Origin of the sequence: Pseudomonas sp. B6002, from assembly GCF_013385985.1 — a bacterium.
Taxonomy (GTDB): domain Bacteria; phylum Pseudomonadota; class Gammaproteobacteria; order Pseudomonadales; family Pseudomonadaceae; genus Aquipseudomonas.
Map to the genome: position 1 here is coordinate 88,260 of NZ_JACAOY010000025.1, position 16,660 is coordinate 104,919.

18 protein-coding genes are annotated in these 16,660 nt (G+C 60.5%); 6 read left to right on the plus strand and 12 right to left on the minus strand.

The window, feature by feature from the left end:
- Positions 1-5: 5 nt before the first annotated feature.
- Positions 6-446, minus strand: coding sequence for a hotdog fold domain-containing protein (locus tag HX792_RS25470; RefSeq protein WP_176998675.1), 441 nt, complete (start codon positions 444-446; stop codon positions 6-8).
- A 135-nt stretch (positions 447-581) separates the two neighbouring features.
- Between HX792_RS25470 and HX792_RS25475 the strand changes: the two genes are divergently transcribed.
- Positions 582-1,205 carry a TetR/AcrR family transcriptional regulator gene (locus HX792_RS25475; protein WP_176998676.1) on the plus strand — a complete coding sequence of 208 codons (624 nt, stop codon included), beginning with the start codon at positions 582-584 and terminating at the stop codon, positions 1,203-1,205.
- On the opposite strand, the gene HX792_RS25480 is transcribed toward HX792_RS25475, so the two are convergent.
- The gene (locus HX792_RS25480) at positions 1,186-1,641 is read right to left on the minus strand and encodes a VOC family protein (RefSeq protein ID WP_176998677.1); all 456 of its coding nucleotides are present in this window, start codon (positions 1,639-1,641) and stop codon (positions 1,186-1,188) included. The genes HX792_RS25475 and HX792_RS25480 overlap by 20 nt on opposite strands.
- A 127-nt stretch (positions 1,642-1,768) precedes the next feature.
- Here HX792_RS25480 and HX792_RS25485 point away from each other — a divergent pair, with 127 nt between their 5' ends.
- On the plus strand, positions 1,769-2,395 hold the full coding sequence (locus tag HX792_RS25485) for a glutathione S-transferase family protein (RefSeq protein ID WP_176998678.1): 627 nt from the start codon (positions 1,769-1,771) through the stop codon (positions 2,393-2,395).
- 87 nt (positions 2,396-2,482) lie between these two features.
- The gene (locus HX792_RS25490) at positions 2,483-3,208 is read left to right on the plus strand and encodes a BPL-N domain-containing protein (protein WP_176998679.1); all 726 of its coding nucleotides are present in this window, start codon (positions 2,483-2,485) and stop codon (positions 3,206-3,208) included.
- Positions 3,209-3,488: 280 nt separating this feature from the next.
- Here the strand turns inward: HX792_RS25490 and solA are convergent, their stop codons facing one another.
- The gene (gene solA / locus HX792_RS25495; RefSeq protein WP_176998680.1) at positions 3,489-4,658 is read right to left on the minus strand and encodes an N-methyl-L-tryptophan oxidase; all 1,170 of its coding nucleotides are present in this window, start codon (positions 4,656-4,658) and stop codon (positions 3,489-3,491) included.
- A 68-nt stretch (positions 4,659-4,726) separates the two neighbouring features.
- On the minus strand, positions 4,727-5,965 hold the full coding sequence (locus HX792_RS25500) for an epoxide hydrolase family protein (RefSeq protein WP_176998681.1): 1,239 nt from the start codon (positions 5,963-5,965) through the stop codon (positions 4,727-4,729).
- A 106-nt stretch (positions 5,966-6,071) separates the two neighbouring features.
- Here HX792_RS25500 and HX792_RS25505 point away from each other — a divergent pair, with 106 nt between their 5' ends.
- Complete coding sequence (locus HX792_RS25505) at positions 6,072-6,659, plus strand: TetR/AcrR family transcriptional regulator (RefSeq protein WP_176998682.1); 588 nt, start codon at positions 6,072-6,074, stop codon at positions 6,657-6,659.
- Here HX792_RS25505 and HX792_RS25510 read toward each other — a convergent pair whose 3' ends face one another.
- The 5 genes from HX792_RS25510 to HX792_RS25530 form a co-directional block, all read right to left on the minus strand.
- Positions 6,660-7,916 carry a hypothetical protein gene (locus HX792_RS25510; RefSeq protein ID WP_176998683.1) on the minus strand — a complete coding sequence of 419 codons (1,257 nt, stop codon included), beginning with the start codon at positions 7,914-7,916 and terminating at the stop codon, positions 6,660-6,662.
- A gap of 68 nt (positions 7,917-7,984) precedes the next feature.
- Positions 7,985-8,347 (minus strand): hypothetical protein, encoded by a 363-nt coding sequence (locus HX792_RS25515; RefSeq protein ID WP_176998684.1) that lies wholly within the window; start codon positions 8,345-8,347, stop codon positions 7,985-7,987.
- A 420-nt stretch (positions 8,348-8,767) separates the two neighbouring features.
- The gene (locus HX792_RS25520) at positions 8,768-9,463 is read right to left on the minus strand and encodes a DUF1963 domain-containing protein (protein WP_176998685.1); all 696 of its coding nucleotides are present in this window, start codon (positions 9,461-9,463) and stop codon (positions 8,768-8,770) included.
- 16 nt (positions 9,464-9,479) lie between these two features.
- Positions 9,480-10,016, minus strand: coding sequence for a hypothetical protein (locus HX792_RS25525; protein ID WP_371319382.1), 537 nt, complete (start codon positions 10,014-10,016; stop codon positions 9,480-9,482).
- A 37-nt stretch (positions 10,017-10,053) separates the two neighbouring features.
- Entirely contained in the window at positions 10,054-10,296 is a 243-nt protein-coding gene (locus tag HX792_RS25530) for a hypothetical protein (RefSeq protein ID WP_176998686.1), read from the minus strand.
- Between the two features lie 164 nt (positions 10,297-10,460).
- Between HX792_RS25530 and HX792_RS25535 the strand changes: the two genes are divergently transcribed.
- Positions 10,461-12,299, plus strand: coding sequence for an ATP-binding protein (locus tag HX792_RS25535; protein WP_176998687.1), 1,839 nt, complete (start codon positions 10,461-10,463; stop codon positions 12,297-12,299).
- A 93-nt stretch (positions 12,300-12,392) separates the two neighbouring features.
- Here HX792_RS25535 and HX792_RS25540 read toward each other — a convergent pair whose 3' ends face one another.
- The 3 genes from HX792_RS25540 to HX792_RS25545 all read right to left on the minus strand — a co-directional run bounded on the left by HX792_RS25540 (position 12,393) and on the right by HX792_RS25545 (position 15,641).
- Complete coding sequence (locus tag HX792_RS25540) at positions 12,393-13,775, minus strand: hypothetical protein (protein ID WP_176998688.1); 1,383 nt, start codon at positions 13,773-13,775, stop codon at positions 12,393-12,395.
- 296 nt (positions 13,776-14,071) lie between these two features.
- Positions 14,072-14,311: a DUF6124 family protein gene (locus tag HX792_RS30440; RefSeq protein WP_256349904.1), complete on the minus strand. Its 240-nt coding sequence runs from the start codon at positions 14,309-14,311 to the stop codon at positions 14,072-14,074.
- A 340-nt stretch (positions 14,312-14,651) separates the two neighbouring features.
- Positions 14,652-15,641: a zinc-dependent alcohol dehydrogenase family protein gene (locus tag HX792_RS25545; RefSeq protein ID WP_176998689.1), complete on the minus strand. Its 990-nt coding sequence runs from the start codon at positions 15,639-15,641 to the stop codon at positions 14,652-14,654.
- Positions 15,642-15,744: 103 nt separating this feature from the next.
- Between HX792_RS25545 and HX792_RS25550 the strand changes: the two genes are divergently transcribed.
- Positions 15,745-16,629: a LysR family transcriptional regulator gene (locus HX792_RS25550; protein ID WP_176998690.1), complete on the plus strand. Its 885-nt coding sequence runs from the start codon at positions 15,745-15,747 to the stop codon at positions 16,627-16,629.
- Positions 16,630-16,660 lie beyond the last annotated feature (31 nt).

The following is a 16,660-nucleotide window of genomic DNA, read 5'->3' on the forward strand; positions in this document are numbered from 1 at the left end:
GGGCCTCAGGCGAGCTTCACATTCATGGTGATGTTGGCGGTGAACACCTTCACCTCGCCCTCGTCGAAAATAGCCACCGGCACGATCTTGTCCCCGGCTGTCGTCCAGTCAATGCCACTGCCATCGGCCACCGCGCGGATGTTCGACTTGGCCTTGGCCAGGTATTCCACGGTCATGCCTTTGGGAATCCATTTGGCCCCTTGAGGGATCGACACGTCGGTCATGGTGCCGCCCGCCAGTTCCGCCGCGTTGCACAAGGCAATGGCATGCACGGACGCCAGGTGATTGGTGATTTCCTTGCGAAACGGCACGTTGACCACCGCGTGCCCCGGGCGCAGTTCGGCGATGTGCGGGTTGATGGTGCTGAAGTAGGGCGCCACCTGGCAGGCCATCTGGCTGAACGCGGCAGGGCCTGCGCTGTTGAACATAGTGAGAAACTGGCTCATGGGTTTTCCTCTGGGTGATTTAAAGAATAATATTCTGTGACGGAACAATATTCTGTAAATTCCAGAGGTGTCAAGGCCATGCCTTCTCTCTGGGCCACTGTCGCTTTAGACTCCGTACATTTGCCGGGCCACTTCATGCACGCACCTGATCTGTTCGAGCGCACCTTTCCGGGCCGGCGCAGCGACCTCAAACGCAGCATCCTGCGCGAGGCCCTGGCCTGCTTTAACGACGTGGGTATTGAAGCGACGACCATCGATACCATTCGCGCCCGCTGCGAGACCAGCGTGGGCGCGATCTACCATCATTTCGGCAACAAGGAAGGCATCGTCGCCGCTCTGTTTTTTGCCGCGCTGGAAGATCAAGCGGCCTTGCGCGCTCACCATCTAGAGCAGGCGCAAACCGCCCAGGCGGGTGTGGAAGCGCTGGTGCGCAGTTATGTGGAATGGGTCGACGCGCAACCCGAATGGGCGCGCTTTGTGTTCCAGAGCCGATTCGCCGTGGCCAACGGCCCGCACAAGGACGAACTGCTCACTCGCAACAAACAGCGCAACCGGCAGTTGACCGAGTGGATGAGCGAGGCTGAGCGCCGTGAAGCGTTCAGCCATATTCCGCCCGAGCTGTTGTTGTCGCTGATCATCGGTGCGGCGGAGAGTTACGCCCGGGCGTGGTTGTCCGGGCGGGTCAAGAACAGCCCGATTGACCATGCGCCGTTGCTGGCGCAGGCGGCATGGGCGTCCATCAGTCAAACGCGTCCTTGATGAAGGCTTCCAGCGTGGCTTCTTCGAGGATCTCCATGGAGAAATGCCCGAAGCGTTTGGGCAGCCAGATGATGCGGCCACCGGAGGGCGACTGCAGGTTCTCGCGGGCCAGGGGCACGCCGTTTTCATTTTCGGGCTGCACACCGGCGGCGACCAGTTCGTCGTAGGCGACTTCGACGTCCGGCGTGGTGTAGCAGTGGCGGTAAATCATCCCTTCGCCGTGGGCGTCCAACAGCTCGCGCAAGTTGCCGGCAATCGGCTGGACCAGCATGAAGCGCTCCTGGCCCATCAGCACCACGGCATAGCGCACGTGCAAACCGCCGCGTTCCCAGACGAAGGTCTTGGAAATACGCGCTTTGAGGATGCGCGCGTAATAGGCGCAGGCGTCTTCGAGGTGTTCGACGAGTATGTCGACGTGGCTGAATTTCAGGTCCATGGCGGGCTCCTTGTAGATCGATGCCTATCCTAACCATGGCGCGTATCGCCTAGAAATTTATTTGCCGGCACTCTCGGCTGCTGGCGTAGTCTCTTGCCAAGACCCCACTGGCCCTTCGGAGCACGTCATGATCATTGTTCACCACCTCAACAACTCGCGCTCGCAGCGCATCCTGTGGCTGCTCGAAGAACTCGGCCTGCCCTATGAGATCAAGCGCTACCAGCGCGACCCGAAAACCAACCTCGCACCCCCGGAACTCAAGGCCATCAATGCCCTGGGTAAATCTCCGGTGATCGAAGACGGCGACCTGAAGCTGATCGAGTCCGCCGCGATCATCGACTACCTGATCCGCCGCCACGGCCAGGGCCGCCTGCAGCCGGACCCGGCTACCGCCGCCTATGACCAGTACGTGCAATGGCTGCACTTCGCCGAAGGCTCGGCGATGTTGCCGCTGATGCTCAACCTCTATGTCGGCCGGCTGGGCGAAGCGGGCGCGCCGCTGCACCCGCGTATTGAATCGGAAGTGGCAAATTACCTGGGCTATCTGAACGAAGCGCTCGGAAAAACCCCGTACCTGCTGGGCGATGAGTTAAGTGGGGCGGATATCCAGATGAGTTTTATCGGCGAAGTCGCCAAGGCCCAGGGCAAGTTGCCGATGTACCCGAACCTGGCGGCGTGGGTGCAACGCTTCCAGGCGCGGCCGGCGTATCGCAAGGCGGTAGAGCAGGGCGGTGAATACGCGTTCGCCCGGTGACGCTGGGCGGGGTTGCTTACAACTGTTAACGGATTAGACGACGCAATCGCTATAGGCTTTGGGCTGTCCGCCCTGGAGCCTATTGCCATGAACCTGCGAGCCATCGTCGCGCCGTTGTTTGCATTTGCCCTGTTGCTGCCGTCACCGGCCGAGGCCGCGGCGTCCATCACCCGTGTCGCCATCTATCGGGGAGCGGCGGGGTGTGACGACTGTTCCGAGAACGTGGCGAAGGCTCTGCGACGGGTCAATCCTGACGTCCACATCGATTTTGTGGGGGCGGATGAGCCCGTCGATATCACGCCGCAAACCCTGGTGCGTTACGACCTCTATGTGCAGCCGGGCGGCGGCCAGGACATCCCCGGCGCCCTGCGCAGCCTGGGGGAAGCGCGCAGCGAGGCCATCCGTGATTACGTCGCCAACGGCGGTCGCTACCTGGGGTTGTGCATGGGCGCCTACCTGGCGGATGACACCAACCTCGGGCTGATCCCCCAAGACCTCGACGGCGAAGCCGGGCGTCCCGGTTTCGAAGTGCCCGGTATTGTCGACGCCGCCGTGCAGGTCACGTGGGGCGGCAAGGCGGATCAGGTGTTTTTTCAGGACGGCCCTTACATGCCCAAGGCCGGGCGCTATACGACCCTCGCGACCTACCGCAACGGCGACGTCGCGGCGGCGCGGTATACCTTTGAAAAGGGCGTGGTGGTGCTCAGCGGCCCGCACCCCGAGGCCAGCCAGGAATGGTTCGAAAACGCCGAGATCCCGCTAAGCAAAATGCCCAGGAACGACCTCTTCAGCACCCTGATCCACAGCTTTTAATTGCAATGATCGCCATCGCCGGCAAGGTGGGTTTTGCGCAGATTTCCGTGTAGGAGCTGGCTTGCCAGCGATAGCGGTACATCAGCTGGCCCATCATTAAATGACCCGCCGCCATCGCCGGCAAGCCGGCTCCTACAAGGTTGGTTTGACGCAAGTTCTTGTGTAGGAGCTGGCTTGCCAGCGATAGCGGTACATCAGCTGGCCCATCATTAAATGACCCGCCGCCATCGCCGGCAAGCCGGCTCCTACGAGGTTGGTTTTACGCCAATTCCTGCGTGGGTCAGGGAGCGTTGAAGCGGGCCAGGGAGAACGAGGACAAATCCAGCTCGCTCTTGCCGTGCATGCACCACTGGGCAAACGCTTCACCCAGCGCCGCCGAATGTTTGAACCCATGCCCCGAACAAGGCGACACCACCAAGGTGTGCTGCAACGTCGGGTGTTGGTCGATGATGAAGTGATGATCCGGCGTCACCGTGTAGGCGCACACGGCCGACTTCACCACCTTGCCCGTCAGCCCGGCAATACGGCCCTGCACTTGGCTCTCAAACATTTCCCGTTCCTGCGCCGGGGATACCGTGCGGTCCAGCGTTTCCGGCGTGGCGTGGGTGTGATACTGCGCCGTGGCCACCTTCAGGCTGCCTTCGCCGGGCAGCGCGGGGAAGCCGTAGTGGTTCTGACTGTCGCCCCGGCCGTGGGTGAGGATGTAGGTGGGCGATTTCCCCACCAGGTCGGCGCCCGGTTCCAGTTCGAACCAGAACAGCTGCTGCCGGTACACCTTGAGCAATTGATCAAACGGCGCGCCCAACAACCCACCTGCCCAGTTGCCCGCACTCACCACCAGCTTGTCCGCCTGTAACGTGCGCCTGTCGGTGGTCACCGTCACACCGTGTTCATCCGAGCGGATGTGGGTCACGGTCTCGCCCTTGTACAGCGTGGCGCCGTGCTGCTCGGCCAATTTGAGCTGCACATCGATGCAACGCTCCGGCCGCACAAACCCGCCACCGGGCTCGTAGTAGCCGATGGCATCGTCGGCCACCGTGGCAAATTGCGGGAAGCGCTGGCGAATCTGTGTGGCATTCAGCACCTCGTGTTCGATGCCGTAGGTTTGCGCCAAAGCGATGGTGCGCAGGGTGAAATCGGTAGTGTCGCTGGGGTCGAAATCCTCGCTGGACGTGAGCACCAACAACCCCGTCTGCTCGAACAACGCCTCCCCCGACACCGCCTCCAGCTCCCGCCAGATACGGTGCGAGTTACGCACGATGGGCACGTACGGCGCGCCTTCGCCCACCGACAACCGCGTGATCCGCGTGTCGCCGTGGCTGGAACCCAGCGTGTGCGGCGGGTGATGACGGTCGATGCCGGCGACCTTCACGCCGGCCTTGGCCAATTGGTACACCGTGGCGGCACCCATGGCGCCCAAACCGATGACCAGCGATTCATAACGTTCCACTGTCGATACTCGCTAGAGGGGAGGGCGCTTAGTTGAGTGCAACCACGGCTAAAACACAATGGCCGCGATTACCCGGCGCTGGCGCGAAACGGTCGGAACGCCTTCCACAGTTCCTCGGCAAACACCTGCGGTTGTTCGAAGGCCGCAAAGTGCCCGCCCTTGTCCACGGCATTCCAATAGAACAGGTTGGCCCACGCCGCCTCTGCCCAGGCGCGTGGCGGCTTGAAGGTTTCGGCGGGGAACAGGCTCGCACCCATCGGCACCTGGATGCGCTCCACACCACCCCGGGCCGACGAGAAAAAGTCCGCGCCACGAATGGTCGCGCCCACGCCTTCCCAGTACAGGCGAGCACTTGAGGTGCCCGTGCCGGTAAACCAGTACAGCGAGATGTCATCGAGCATCTGGTCACGGGTGAGGGCGTCTTCGGGGCGGCCCTTGTTGTCGGTCCATTCCCAGAATTTTTCATACATCCACGTGGCCAGGGCCACCGGCGAATCGTTCAGGGCATAGCCGATGGTTTGCGGACGCGTGTTCATCTGGTTGGCGTAGCCAGCCTTGTCGCTGACGTAACGCTCGATGTCTTCCAGGGCCTGGCGTTCTTCCTCGGTGGGGTGGGCGGGCAACTGCGCCGGCACCACCATCGGCAAATTCACGTGCGCTGCCTTCAAGCCTTCGGGGGCCTGGCCGGCCAGCGCAGTGGTGATGGCCGCACCCCAGTCGCCGCCCTGGGCCACCCAGTGTGGGTAGCCCAACCGCTCGCGCATCAGCACCGCCCAGGCCCGGGCGATACGCGCCGGGTTCCAGCCCTGCTCGGTGGGTTTGTCGGAAAAGCCGTAGCCGGGAATCGCCGGCACCACCACATCAAACGCGTCTTCGGCCGTGCCGCCGAAGGCCACCGGATCGGTGAGGCGCTCGATCACCTCCAGAAACTCCAGCACCGAGCCCGGCCAGCCGTGGGTCAGCAGGATCGGCGTGGCATTCGGATGCGGCGAGCGGGCGTGGATGAAGTAGATGCCCACGCCGTCGATCCGCGTACGGAACTGAGGGAAGCTGTTCAAGCGCGCTTCAAACCGGCGCCAGTCATAACCGTTGAGCCAGTAGTCCACCAGCGACTTCGCCGCCTCCAGCGGCACACCTTGGGACCAGTCCTCCACCAATTCCTGATCGGGCCAACGCACCAGGCGCAAGCGCAGCTGTAAATCTTCGAGAGCGGCCTGGGGCACGTGCACTTCAAACGGCGTGACGGCCTCGGTGGCAGGCGGCAAGACCAGGGGGCGATGGGCGGAAAAATCGTATGTTGCGGGCATTTCTGTCTCCAGGGGAATTGGTTGTAACGACCGCTACAAAATAGCCCGAGCAGAAATCCCGCGTCAATGATATTGTATCGGCCGATACAGAATCAGCAGGTGCCCCATGGCAAGAAAAATAGCGTTTGATTACGACCAAGCCGTAGAGAAGGCCAAGGTGCTGTTCTGGCAGCGTGGCTACGTGGCTACCGGCCTGCGCGACTTGCTCAAGGTGATGGACATCGGCGAAAGCTCCTTCTACAACTCGCTCAAGAGCAAGAAGCAGCTCTACCTGGCCTGCGTGCAGCGCTACGAAGACGACGTGGTGGCGCGGCGCCTGGAAGCCCTGGTGGCGGCGCCCACGGCGGCCGAGGGCATCCGCGCATTTTTCCGCGTGATCCTCGATGACCTGGAAGGCGCACAGATGCCATCGCCCCTGTGCATGGTGGCGGCGATGGTGACGGACGTGGTGTTGTCAGACCCGGAGCTGCGCGAGCGCGCCGAGCAAGGGCTGGAAGCGGTGCGCGGCATCATGGCCGAGCGCCTGGGCGAGGATCAGGCCCAGGGCTTGTTGCCGGCCTCGTTGGACTCGCAAGTGACCGCCACGGTGATCCTCACCTATCTGCAAGGCCTGTGGCGCATGGCCTTGGTGAAGTTCGAACGACCTGGCTTCGAGCGCCAGGTCGACACGGTGTTGCAGGGGCTGGGGCTTTAGTCAGCGCACCACGTCGAATGCGGTGAATTCATTCACAATACGCGCCTTGCTCGACACCGACTCCAGCGTCAGGGCGACACCCAGGTCCTCGATGAACGCACGAGTGGACTTATAGTCGCCCTGCTCGCAGGTGAGCCGGATTGCATCGCCCGTCAACGACGCAAACACTTGGCTTGCCGGGAAGCGCTCGCCTACCTGGCAGGTCAAGGTCGTGTCGGTCGGTTTGTCGGTGGGCTTGACGGGCACATAGGCCATTTTCATGTAAGCGCTCAGTGTTTGGCCGGGGGCCCAACGGCTCGGCACCTTCAATTCAGCCGACTGGGTTTGCATGACCTGGTCTGCGCCCAAGCCGTTCATTTTTGATTTCAGCTGGACCAGATCGGCGAGCATCAGGCGGTCCACATTGAACGCCTCGCCGTAGGCTTCGTTCTTGCGCAGCAAGCCGCCCTCGGCATTGAAGGTGACCCTGACCGGGTTGTCCTTGCCACTGCCGTCCTTCGACACGTAGCTGTAGCTCAACGTCTTGAACCTGGGCTGCAACAGCGGCACGTCCAGTTGCTGGCGCACGTTGGCGGGCACCGGCACGTCGCCGATGGAGGTTTCGACGACGGTGCGCGGGTAGTCCACCGGCGCGATGTCCGGGCGCACCACGGCCAGGATCCCGGCGTTGACGCCGCCCTGTACCGAACAGCTCACCCGCGTTTGCGTGCCTTGCGTGTTCTCTGGCTCTACGATCAGCACACGCTCTACATGGCGCAACCCCGGCGCCTTGCCTGGCATGGGTTTGATCGACTGCCAGCCGTTGCCCACCTTCAGCTCGCTGCGGCTGTATTGCCCCTCGGTTTTAATCAGCGCGCCGCGTTGTTCCATCAGCGGCGCGAGGCGCTGGGCGACCTCGTCGAGACCGCCGTCCACCACGAAGCCCCAATAGTAGTAGAGGCCCAGCGGGCCGAGATCGGCGACTTCATCGTTGTACGACAGCAGCTTCAACCCCGCGATGGCCGGCGCACTCACCGGCACTGTATTGGCCTTGGGGTTAGTGCGATCCCGCACCGCGATCCAGCTGAAGGTCTTGTCCTGCTTGAGCGGCGCATAGGCCTGCCACGCATCGCGGTGGCTGTTCAGGCTGCTGAAGAAACTCTCGTCGCAACGGGTGAACGCCTTGAGCGTGTCGGTGAGCGCGGCATCGTCGGCGTGGGACACGGCTGGCACCAGCAAGGCAGCAGCGAGCAGGGCGGCGGAAAACGGCAACTTCATGGGGCGGAACTTCCTTTTCGACGAGCAGGGAGCAGGGCGGGCATTATCCAGCAGTTGGGCGCCGGGCTCTAGTTGGCTGAGCGGGTGAGGCGCAAACGCCAATTGCCGCCGTGTTGGGTTTGGCAGGCTTCTTCGCTGTCCAGCTGGATGCAGCGTTGCAGCGGCATGGGTGGGAGCTGGGCTTTGTGCAGGGCGGCGGCGGTCAATTCGTGGATGCGCGCGTCCAGGCCTGTGGCCACGGCGTGGTCCTTGCTGGCGCGGGTGTCGAAGACCCAGGTGATGCGCAGGCTGGCGGGGAAGTCGGCGTGGTTGACGGTGTGGGTCAGCCATTCAAACCCGGGGATTTCGGTTTTGGCGGTGTCGCAGGCGTCGGTGAGGGCTGTGACCAGTTCGCGTTCGAGGCGCGTGATGTCGCGTTTTGAGAGGGCCATGGGAAGCTCTGGCAAAGGGGCAGGCGCAGCAGGGTAACAGAGTGTCTGGTGTAGGAGCTGTCGAGCTTTAGCGAGGCTGCGAAGGCGCAGGTTCAGGCGATATCACTGTTGACTGTGCCGCCGCTTTCGCAGGCAAGCCAGCTCCCACAGTTGACCGAGTACACCCGCTGACCTGCACTCACTGTAGGAGCCGGCTTGCCGGCGATAGCGATCCATCAGTGAACAAAGTTGTAGCTGACCCACCGCCATCGCTGGCAAGCCAGCGCCTACAGTGGATCTTCGTCGTTACGCAGCCCCCTGTGGGAGCTGTCGAGCTTTAGCGAGGCTGCGAAGGCGGTGGGGCAGGCGACTTCTCTATTGGCTGTGCCGCCGCCTTCGCGGCCTCGCTGGGGCTCGACGGCTCCCACAGGGGGAGGGGGGTTAGTAGAAATCGTAGTAAAACGCCCATTCCCCGGTCACGGTGTGCTTCCAGAACATCAGGCTGCCGTTGTCCACCACATTGAGTTGGATCTTGGCGTCTGACGAGATCTGGAACACGAATTCAAAGCCCTCTCCGGGATCGACTCCCGACTGGCAGAACGACGGGTAACCGCCGAGCTTGTGTTCGTAGGTGTGGGTCACCAGGTCGTAATAGCTCTGGATCACCCCCGCGCGTTCCAGCTTGAGTATTTCGTCCTCAAGCGCCGAGGGAACGCCGCCGCCATCCCACAGGGGAAAGTCCTGCGGCACCGCCTCGGCCTTTAACGGGAAAGGCTTGAGAAACGTGCCCTCGGCCGTCAGCGTCTTGCGCACCAGTACCTCGCCCGGCCCGTATTCGCGTAGCACCCAGTTATCGCCCATGGGCTCGAAATGCTCGGGAAACGGGTCTGACATAAACAGCGTCAGTACCCGTACGCCTTCCAGCGCCGGGCTGTTGAAGGGCAGGGCGGGCAAGTAGAACTGCGCATAGGGCAGCAACGGCTCCCCCGCCCCGTTGGTGGGGATGCCTTCATCGGGGCGGAACAGAAAGACATTGCCCAGCCAGCTTTCTTCGTCGGTGCCCGCCGGGCGAAAGCCGCCCGCGATCAGCTTGAGGGCCGGGCGCGCCAGGCGTTGCTGGATCTCGTGGATATCCATGGCGTGTGAGCCTTCCTTAGAAATTATCAGCCCAATTGCACAACTTGCTTTCACCCAAAGGCACCAGGGAGCCTTTGATCTCGCCGACCAACATGCGCTTGAGCGTCACCCCGCATTTGTAGCGGTTGGCGGCGTCCAGTTCGTAGTCCATCCCCGCTTCCGGCACGAAGCTGAACATGTTGTAGCAACGGTCGCCGATGTAATGAAACGCGATGGGCTGCCCAGCCGGTACCAACAGTTCGGTCATCACCGTGTTACTTGAGTAGCGCGCGACGGGCGCCATGCCCAGGGTTTCGCCGTTGCGGTCGGCGTAGCCGTCGCGGTTGGCCACCATCACACCCGCGCCGGGCAGGCGGAAGTCAATGCAGCCGGACTTGGGCACGCCCCGCACCATGCCGTCGCTCATGACCCGCAGGCGCGCGGTCTCGCCGCTGGTGGGGGAGGTGTAGGGCGTGGAGAACGAGCGCACATCGGTGATAGCGCCGCAGGCGGTGAGGGTGGCCAGCAGCGTAAGGCCGGCGAAGGTTTTTAACGGGCGTAGCGATGTGAACACAAGGGTCGATTCCATTCGTAGCGGGCAAAAAACGGGGTTACGAAAGCGAAGGGCGCACGCGTTGCCACTCGTTCCAGCAGTCTTCCGGGACGATATCCGGATAACCCCGTTCGGTTTCCATCGCCAGCGCGGCGCTGAACGGCAGCGCAATACAGGTGGCTGCGTCTCGGACCTCACACACCTCGGTTTCGTTCAGCGGCGCGCCCTTTTTTGCCTCGGCCGCCACAAGTACGGCCACAAGGGCAGGCACGAAAACCAGGCATAACGGATCGGTAGACATCGGCTTCTTCCCTGAGTGATTGGCGCAAAAGCGTCAGTCTAAACGCGCACGTCGCCCTGCACACGCGTTCTGCCGCGATCACCACCGAACGTCTGCCCATAGCGCGTGGTCACAGCTTTGCTGATACGCTGCTAATAGCTCAATGCCATTCCCTTGGTAGCCCCATGAAAACCCTACGCACCGCCTTCCCGGCCGCCTTTCCCAGCGCCGCCTCCCGCGACTCGGAAACCGCCCTGTCGGACATCGAATTCCTGCACCGCATCAGCCTCGACCTGATCGGCGAGCAAGACCTCGAAGCCCTCTACGGCAAGATCGTCGACGCCGCCGTGTCCATCACCGGCTCGCAGTTCGGCACCATGCAGCTGCTGTGCCCCGAGGGGCACCCGTCTGGCCATGGCGGCCAGTTGCAGCTCTTGTGTTCGCGCGGCTTGCCACCGGAAGCGGTCGGGTTCTGGCAATGGGTGAGCCCCATGGCCTACAGCAGTTGCACCATGGCCCTGCAGTTGGGCCAGCGCGCCATCATCCCCGACTTCGAAGAATGGTCCGAGATCGCCGGCACTGAAGACCTGGCCGCCTTCCGCCGTGCGGGCATCCGCTCGGCCCAGACCACGCCGTTGCGCTCCCGCGATGGCCGCCTGCTCGGCATGATCTCCACCCACTGGAGCACGCCGCACCAGCCATCCGACCGCGACTTGCGTCTGCTCGACATCCTCGCCCGCCAAGCCGCCGACCTGCTGGAACGCACCATCGCCGACGAAGCCCTGCGCGACGCCCAGGCCGAACTGCGCGCCCTCAACGAAACCCTGGAACAGCGCGTGGCCGAACGCACCGCCCTGCTCATGCAGGCCGAAGAGAAACTGCGCCAATCGCAAAAGATGGAAGCCGTCGGCCAACTCACCGGCGGCCTGGCGCATGACTTCAACAACCTGCTCGCCGGCATCTCCGGCGCGCTGGAACTGATGAACCGCCGCATCGCCCAGGGCCGCCTGGCCGATGTGGACAAATACATGGTCGCCGCCCAAGGCTCGACCAAACGCGCCGCCGTGCTCACCCAACGCCTGCTGGCCTTCTCGCGCCGGCAAACCCTGGAACCGCGCGCCACCAACGTCAACACCCTGATGTACGGCATGGCCGAACTCATCCAACGCACCGTCGGCCCCGGCACCCAGATCGAAACCCTCGGCGCCCCTGATGCCTGGACCGCCTTCGTCGACGTCAGCCAACTGGAAAACGCGCTGCTCAACCTGTGCATCAACGCCCGCGACGCCATGCCCGAAGGCGGCCGCATCCTGCTTGAAACAGGCAACCACTGGCTCGACGCCAACGCCGCCCGCGCCCTCGACCTCACCGACGGCCCGTACCTGCGCCTGAGCGTCACCGACACCGGCACCGGCATGTCCCCCGACGTGATGGCCCACGTGTTCGAACCCTTCTTCACCACCAAACCCATCGGCCAAGGCACCGGCCTGGGCCTGTCCATGATCTACGGCTTCGCCCAACAATCCGGCGGCCAAGTGCACCTGCACTCCACCGAAGGCGAAGGCACCTGCGTGTCCCTCTACCTTCCACGCCACCATGGCGCCGCCCCGGGCGACGACCTGCAACCCGGCCAAACCGCCCTCGAAGTCGCCCGGCACGGCGAAACCGTGCTGCTGGTCGACGACGAATCCACCGTACGCATGCTGCTCGCCGACGTCCTGGGCGAACTGGGCTACACCGTGATCGAAGCGGCTGACAGCGCGGCGGGGCTGAAACTGTTGAGGTCGGATGTGCATATTGATTTGCTGGTGACGGATGTGGGGTTGCCGGGTGGGATGAATGGGCGGCAGATGGCGGAAGCGGGCATGGAGCTGCGGCCGGGGTTGAAGACGTTGTTTATTACGGGGTACGCGGAGAATGCGGTGATGGGGTATGGGCAACTGGGGGCGGGGATGGGGGTGTTGACTAAGCCGTTTGCGGTGGAGGTGTTGGGGGGGAGGGTTAGGGAGTTGTTGGGGAGGTAGGACTTGTCGTTCGGGAGGGCGATTGTTGGCGTGGAGTTTTGGAGAAGACTACGCTTAGTGCTGGCGTAGTCTTTTGCGGTGTTGATATGTGTTTTAGGGAGGGGTAATTGGTTGTGGATTGTCTTCCTGCAAGTGAATTAGGTATTGATCCAGATGTTCTGCACTTACGTATAGAAGATCGGAAGCAATAATCTTGGCTTTGTCGGTATTTTCGTCTAAGTATTGAGTGGCAAGTTTTTTGAATTTTTGGATTGTGCCAAATGAAGCGTTACGTATGTCAATTGCAGAGAATGCGCCGCGATTAGCTGCATGAGTTATATTCATGATTAATTTGAACGCTTCTTCGGGGGAAAATACTTCCGCCAAAGTTTTCTCAATATCGGAAATGTTTTTCATAAAGCTGTTTGCTGTTTGATAATCGTTGGAGCCTGCTCGCTCATAATATTTTTTCAATAGTAAAGGCTTTACAGGGCCGGATTCTGATATGTGGGAGCAAAAATAAGCGCTATAAGCAAATCTTTCAAGGAATGCATCAAATTGTGTGCCTAGTTTCTCAATGACGAAGTCAAAAGGGTTTTGCTCGAGGAGAGAAACGAATAGAGCGGCAGGATGAAAATGGCTGGTGTGCTCGATTGTAGGCTCTACATTCTTAATCTGCTCTGTAACTAAAACAGAGAATCTGTGATAAGTGACCTCGTCAAGATCAGAGAATAATTTTCCGTTCGAGCAAAGCAGCGAAAAAATTGCCATTTTATATGCAGTGTTAGATATTTTTTTTTCAATTACATATTTTTTTAGGGCTGAGGCAGCCTCAAGATCCCCCGCTCTGGCCATGCCCGCGAGAAAAAATCTAGAATTTCTTGCTGTGCCGTTATCGGTCTCTTGGGTTTTATCTAATATTTTAAGAATGAGATATGGGTACGTTTCGTAGTGAATATTTTCGAGCTCTTTTTTTACCACTTTTGTAATTATATCAATGTTGATGGAGGGGAATAAGTTGGCATTGCTAAGAGATGCCAGAATTTCATCGGCGAGCTGGGTGGTAGACAAAATAGGTCTGGACAAAAATCTAGATACGGCTTGGTGGTAGACGAAACGTGCTTCCTCCGCCGATGCATGGTGACCTGAAGGGTGGGCAGCTTTGTTTCTAAGTTTGCGAAGTATTTCAAGGAACTCGGCATCTAGTGTCGAGAAGAGCATGTTTGATTTTAGTTGATCAATTAAGTATGTTTCAAAAACATCTTGGTCTATGCGTTTTTGTGAGGCTGCTTCAAATATAACTTTTGCCTTTTTGTTTACCTTTCCCAGCTCTCCAAGTTTTTCAATGATATCGTCGAACAATGCAATAAATGTCAGGACTACTGATGCTCGGTAAGCGCCAGCCATGTAGCAGGCGAGCGATTCCCTCATGTAATCTCGAATATTTTCATTTTTAATAGAGGATACTAGCTCCTCCATGTCCGTTAGGTGCGCCAAAAAAACCTCCATGTATAACTTGAATTATTACTTTTTTTGGGGGGGGTCATTGCAAGGTTTCTAGTATGTCGTCTGCTCAACAAAATTCAATCAATCAAACGAGTCTTGTAATGGCAAATGGCCTCTTCTGGATTGTACAGTTTCTCTGCACCAGAAGGAATTGAATTCTGTGCTTCGCATCGCCTCTTTTTGGAGCAAAAAGAGAAAAAGGGACGGATTGAGATTAAGTCAGTCCGTCTACTTTTTCCGTGCTACGAATCACGACCAGACGACTTCGCGATCTGGATGGCGTGTAATCAGCTAGTACAAGGCGCTGCTCGGTCGAGAAGCTTGGCTGTAAGCAGCACGCCTAACTCACTCAGTTGATGAATGGCGAGTGCAATATCACGGTGTTTGCCGGTCAAATCTTCGGATAGGTTAAGCAGCAGAGAGCTGACAGAGGTAAAGGTTTCGTAACTGTTGGTAAGGAGAGTTTCGTTGTTAGCGTCGGCAACGACGGTGAAGAGGGAGGATGAGTTTGATGGGACTTTTATCATATTCGTAATTCCTAAGTCAGGCCGACACCTCTGCGCTACTAAACGAAAGGGTGGCAGCTGTACGCAGGTTAGTAGACCGGGGAATTACGCAAAGCCGGCGCGCCCGAAGGCGCCCTACGCACAGCCACCATCAAGCACCGACGGGAATGTCAGATTGATGAAGCTTGTGCACTCAACGTAATTGAACCATCAGGCTACTAAACCCGATCACCGAGAAATTCAGCGACCGCGCAACCATAGATTCCACCACCCCAGCGCACAAGCCGGCGGATTCTGACGCAGGCGTAGGCAATCGGGCAACCCACTCCCCAGCTTTGGGAAATGTCCTAGGACATCGCCCTCACACCGTCACCACCACCTTGCCCACCTGCTGGTTCGCCTCCAAATACCGATGTGCGTCCTGCACCTCATCCAACCCAAACGTCTTCGCAATCACCGGCGCCAACGCGCCCGACGCCAGCCCATCCAAGATGAACGCTTTAGCGCGTTCCAACGCAGCCGGGTCACCGACGATCTCGGCGTACAAATACCCCTTGAGCGTCAAACATTTCCCCAACACGGTAAACAACGGAAACGGCGTCGGCTCGGCACTCAACGCGCCGTACTCCAGCAAGATCCCGCCCAGGGCCATGCTTTGGGTGAGGGCTTCGAAGCCCGGCCCGCCGATGGGGTCGAACACCACGCGGGCGCCTTTGCCGTCGGTGAGTTGCATCACGCGTTGCACCAGGTCTTCTTCGTCGCTGACGATGACGTGGTGGGCGCCGGCGTCGAGCAGGGCTTGTTGTTTGGCGCGGGTGCGGGTGACGGCGATGGCGGTGGCGCCGACGCTGCGGGCGATCTGGAAGGCGGCGAGGCCGACGCTGCTGGAGGCGGCGGTCACCAGTACGACGTCGCCGGTGGTGAGTTTGGCTTGTTCGACCAGGGCGCCCCAGGCGGTGACGTATTGCATCCACGAGGCGGCGGCCTGGACGAAGCTGAGGGTGTGCGGGTGTTTGACGGTGAGGTGGGCGGGCACGTTGGCGACTTCGCCGTAGGTGCCCCAGCGGGCGATGTCGAGCGGTGGTATCACGCTGACGGCGTCGCCCACTTTAAGGTCGGTGACATTGGCACCGACGGCGGCGACCACGCCCGCCGCTTCGTAGCCCAGGCGGCTGGGGAATTCGGCTTCTTGCAGGTAGGCGTGGTTGCGGAACATCACTTCGGCGCGGTTGAGGCCGAAGGCTTTGACGTCGATTTGCACTTCATCGGCAGCGGGGGCGGGGACGTCGATGTCTTCGAGTTTCAAGACGCTGGCGTCGCCGTAGGCGTGGAGTCGGACAATGCGTGCCATGGGGGTAAACCTCGGTGTTGAGCAATAAGGCGTTCAATTTAGGCTTGGGCCGGCACGGGATAAAGGCCTAGGATGGCGCAACACTAGAAACAACGGGTTTCCAATGGACCGCCTTACCTTGATGGCCACCTTCGTCAAAGCCGTGGAGCTGGGCTCGTTCAGTGCGGTGGCGGATGAGCTGAACCTGTCGCCGCAATTGATCGGCAAGCAGGTCAAATTGCTGGAGCAACACTTGGGTGTGTCGCTGCTCAACCGCACCACGCGCAAGCAGAGTCTGACCGACTTTGGCCGCACGTTTTACCCGCGCGCCAAGCTGATTCTGGCGGACATGGACGCCGCCGAAGAAATGGCCGCCGTCACCCGTGGCGTGCCCAGCGGTCGCCTGCGCATCAATGCGCCGGTCACCTTTGGCGTGAGCACCCTGGCCCCGCGTTTGCTGGAGTACATGGTCAAGTATCCGCAGGTGTCGGTGGACCTGACCTTGTCCAACGAGTTGATCGACCTGGTGGAAGACGGCTACGACGTGGTGTTTCGCATCGGCGAGTTGAGCGACAGCGGCCTCACCGCGTTGCCCCTCAAACCGTACCAGATGCTGTTGTGTGCGGCGCCGGCTTACTTGGCGCGACGGCCCGCTATCACCAGCCCGTGGGATTTGCAGGAGCATGAGTGCCTGGCGTTTGCCTATTCGGATGGGCGCTCGCACTTGCAGTTCGACGGGCCGGAAGGCCGGGTGGAGGTGCCGATTACAAGCCGTTTGACGATTAATCAGGGCGACCCGCTGTTGTCGGCGGCGGTCGCCGGGTTGGGCGTGGTGTTGTTGCCTCAGGAGTTGGTGAACGACGCGCTGCGCAAGGGCACGCTGGTGGCGCTGTTGCCGGACTACCAGGTGCCGGCGTCGCCGATGAACCTGTTGTTCACGGCGGGTCGGCAGGTGACGCCGAAGGTGCGCAGTTTTGTGGACTTTGTAAAAGGGGTGTTGGGGCGGTGATCGAGGGGGGGCGGGCCAGCGTCAGCATGGC

Coding starts and splice junctions, on each gene's coding strand:
- HX792_RS25470 (WP_176998675.1), bottom strand. CDS start 446: ATGAGCCAGTTTCTCACTATGTTCAACAGCGCAGGCCCTGCCGCGTTC.
- HX792_RS25475 (WP_176998676.1), top strand. CDS start 582: ATGCACGCACCTGATCTGTTCGAGCGCACCTTTCCGGGCCGGCGCAGC.
- HX792_RS25480 (WP_176998677.1), bottom strand. CDS start 1,641: ATGGACCTGAAATTCAGCCACGTCGACATACTCGTCGAACACCTCGAA.
- HX792_RS25485 (WP_176998678.1), top strand. CDS start 1,769: ATGATCATTGTTCACCACCTCAACAACTCGCGCTCGCAGCGCATCCTG.
- HX792_RS25490 (WP_176998679.1), top strand. CDS start 2,483: ATGAACCTGCGAGCCATCGTCGCGCCGTTGTTTGCATTTGCCCTGTTG.
- HX792_RS25500 (WP_176998681.1), bottom strand. CDS start 5,965: ATGCCCGCAACATACGATTTTTCCGCCCATCGCCCCCTGGTCTTGCCG.
- HX792_RS25505 (WP_176998682.1), top strand. CDS start 6,072: ATGGCAAGAAAAATAGCGTTTGATTACGACCAAGCCGTAGAGAAGGCC.
- HX792_RS25510 (WP_176998683.1), bottom strand. CDS start 7,916: ATGAAGTTGCCGTTTTCCGCCGCCCTGCTCGCTGCTGCCTTGCTGGTG.
- HX792_RS25515 (WP_176998684.1), bottom strand. CDS start 8,347: ATGGCCCTCTCAAAACGCGACATCACGCGCCTCGAACGCGAACTGGTC.
- HX792_RS25520 (WP_176998685.1), bottom strand. CDS start 9,463: ATGGATATCCACGAGATCCAGCAACGCCTGGCGCGCCCGGCCCTCAAG.
- HX792_RS25530 (WP_176998686.1), bottom strand. CDS start 10,296: ATGTCTACCGATCCGTTATGCCTGGTTTTCGTGCCTGCCCTTGTGGCC.
- HX792_RS25535 (WP_176998687.1), top strand. CDS start 10,461: ATGAAAACCCTACGCACCGCCTTCCCGGCCGCCTTTCCCAGCGCCGCC.
- HX792_RS30440 (WP_256349904.1), bottom strand. CDS start 14,311: ATGATAAAAGTCCCATCAAACTCATCCTCCCTCTTCACCGTCGTTGCC.
- HX792_RS25545 (WP_176998689.1), bottom strand. CDS start 15,641: ATGGCACGCATTGTCCGACTCCACGCCTACGGCGACGCCAGCGTCTTG.
- HX792_RS25550 (WP_176998690.1), top strand. CDS start 15,745: ATGGACCGCCTTACCTTGATGGCCACCTTCGTCAAAGCCGTGGAGCTG.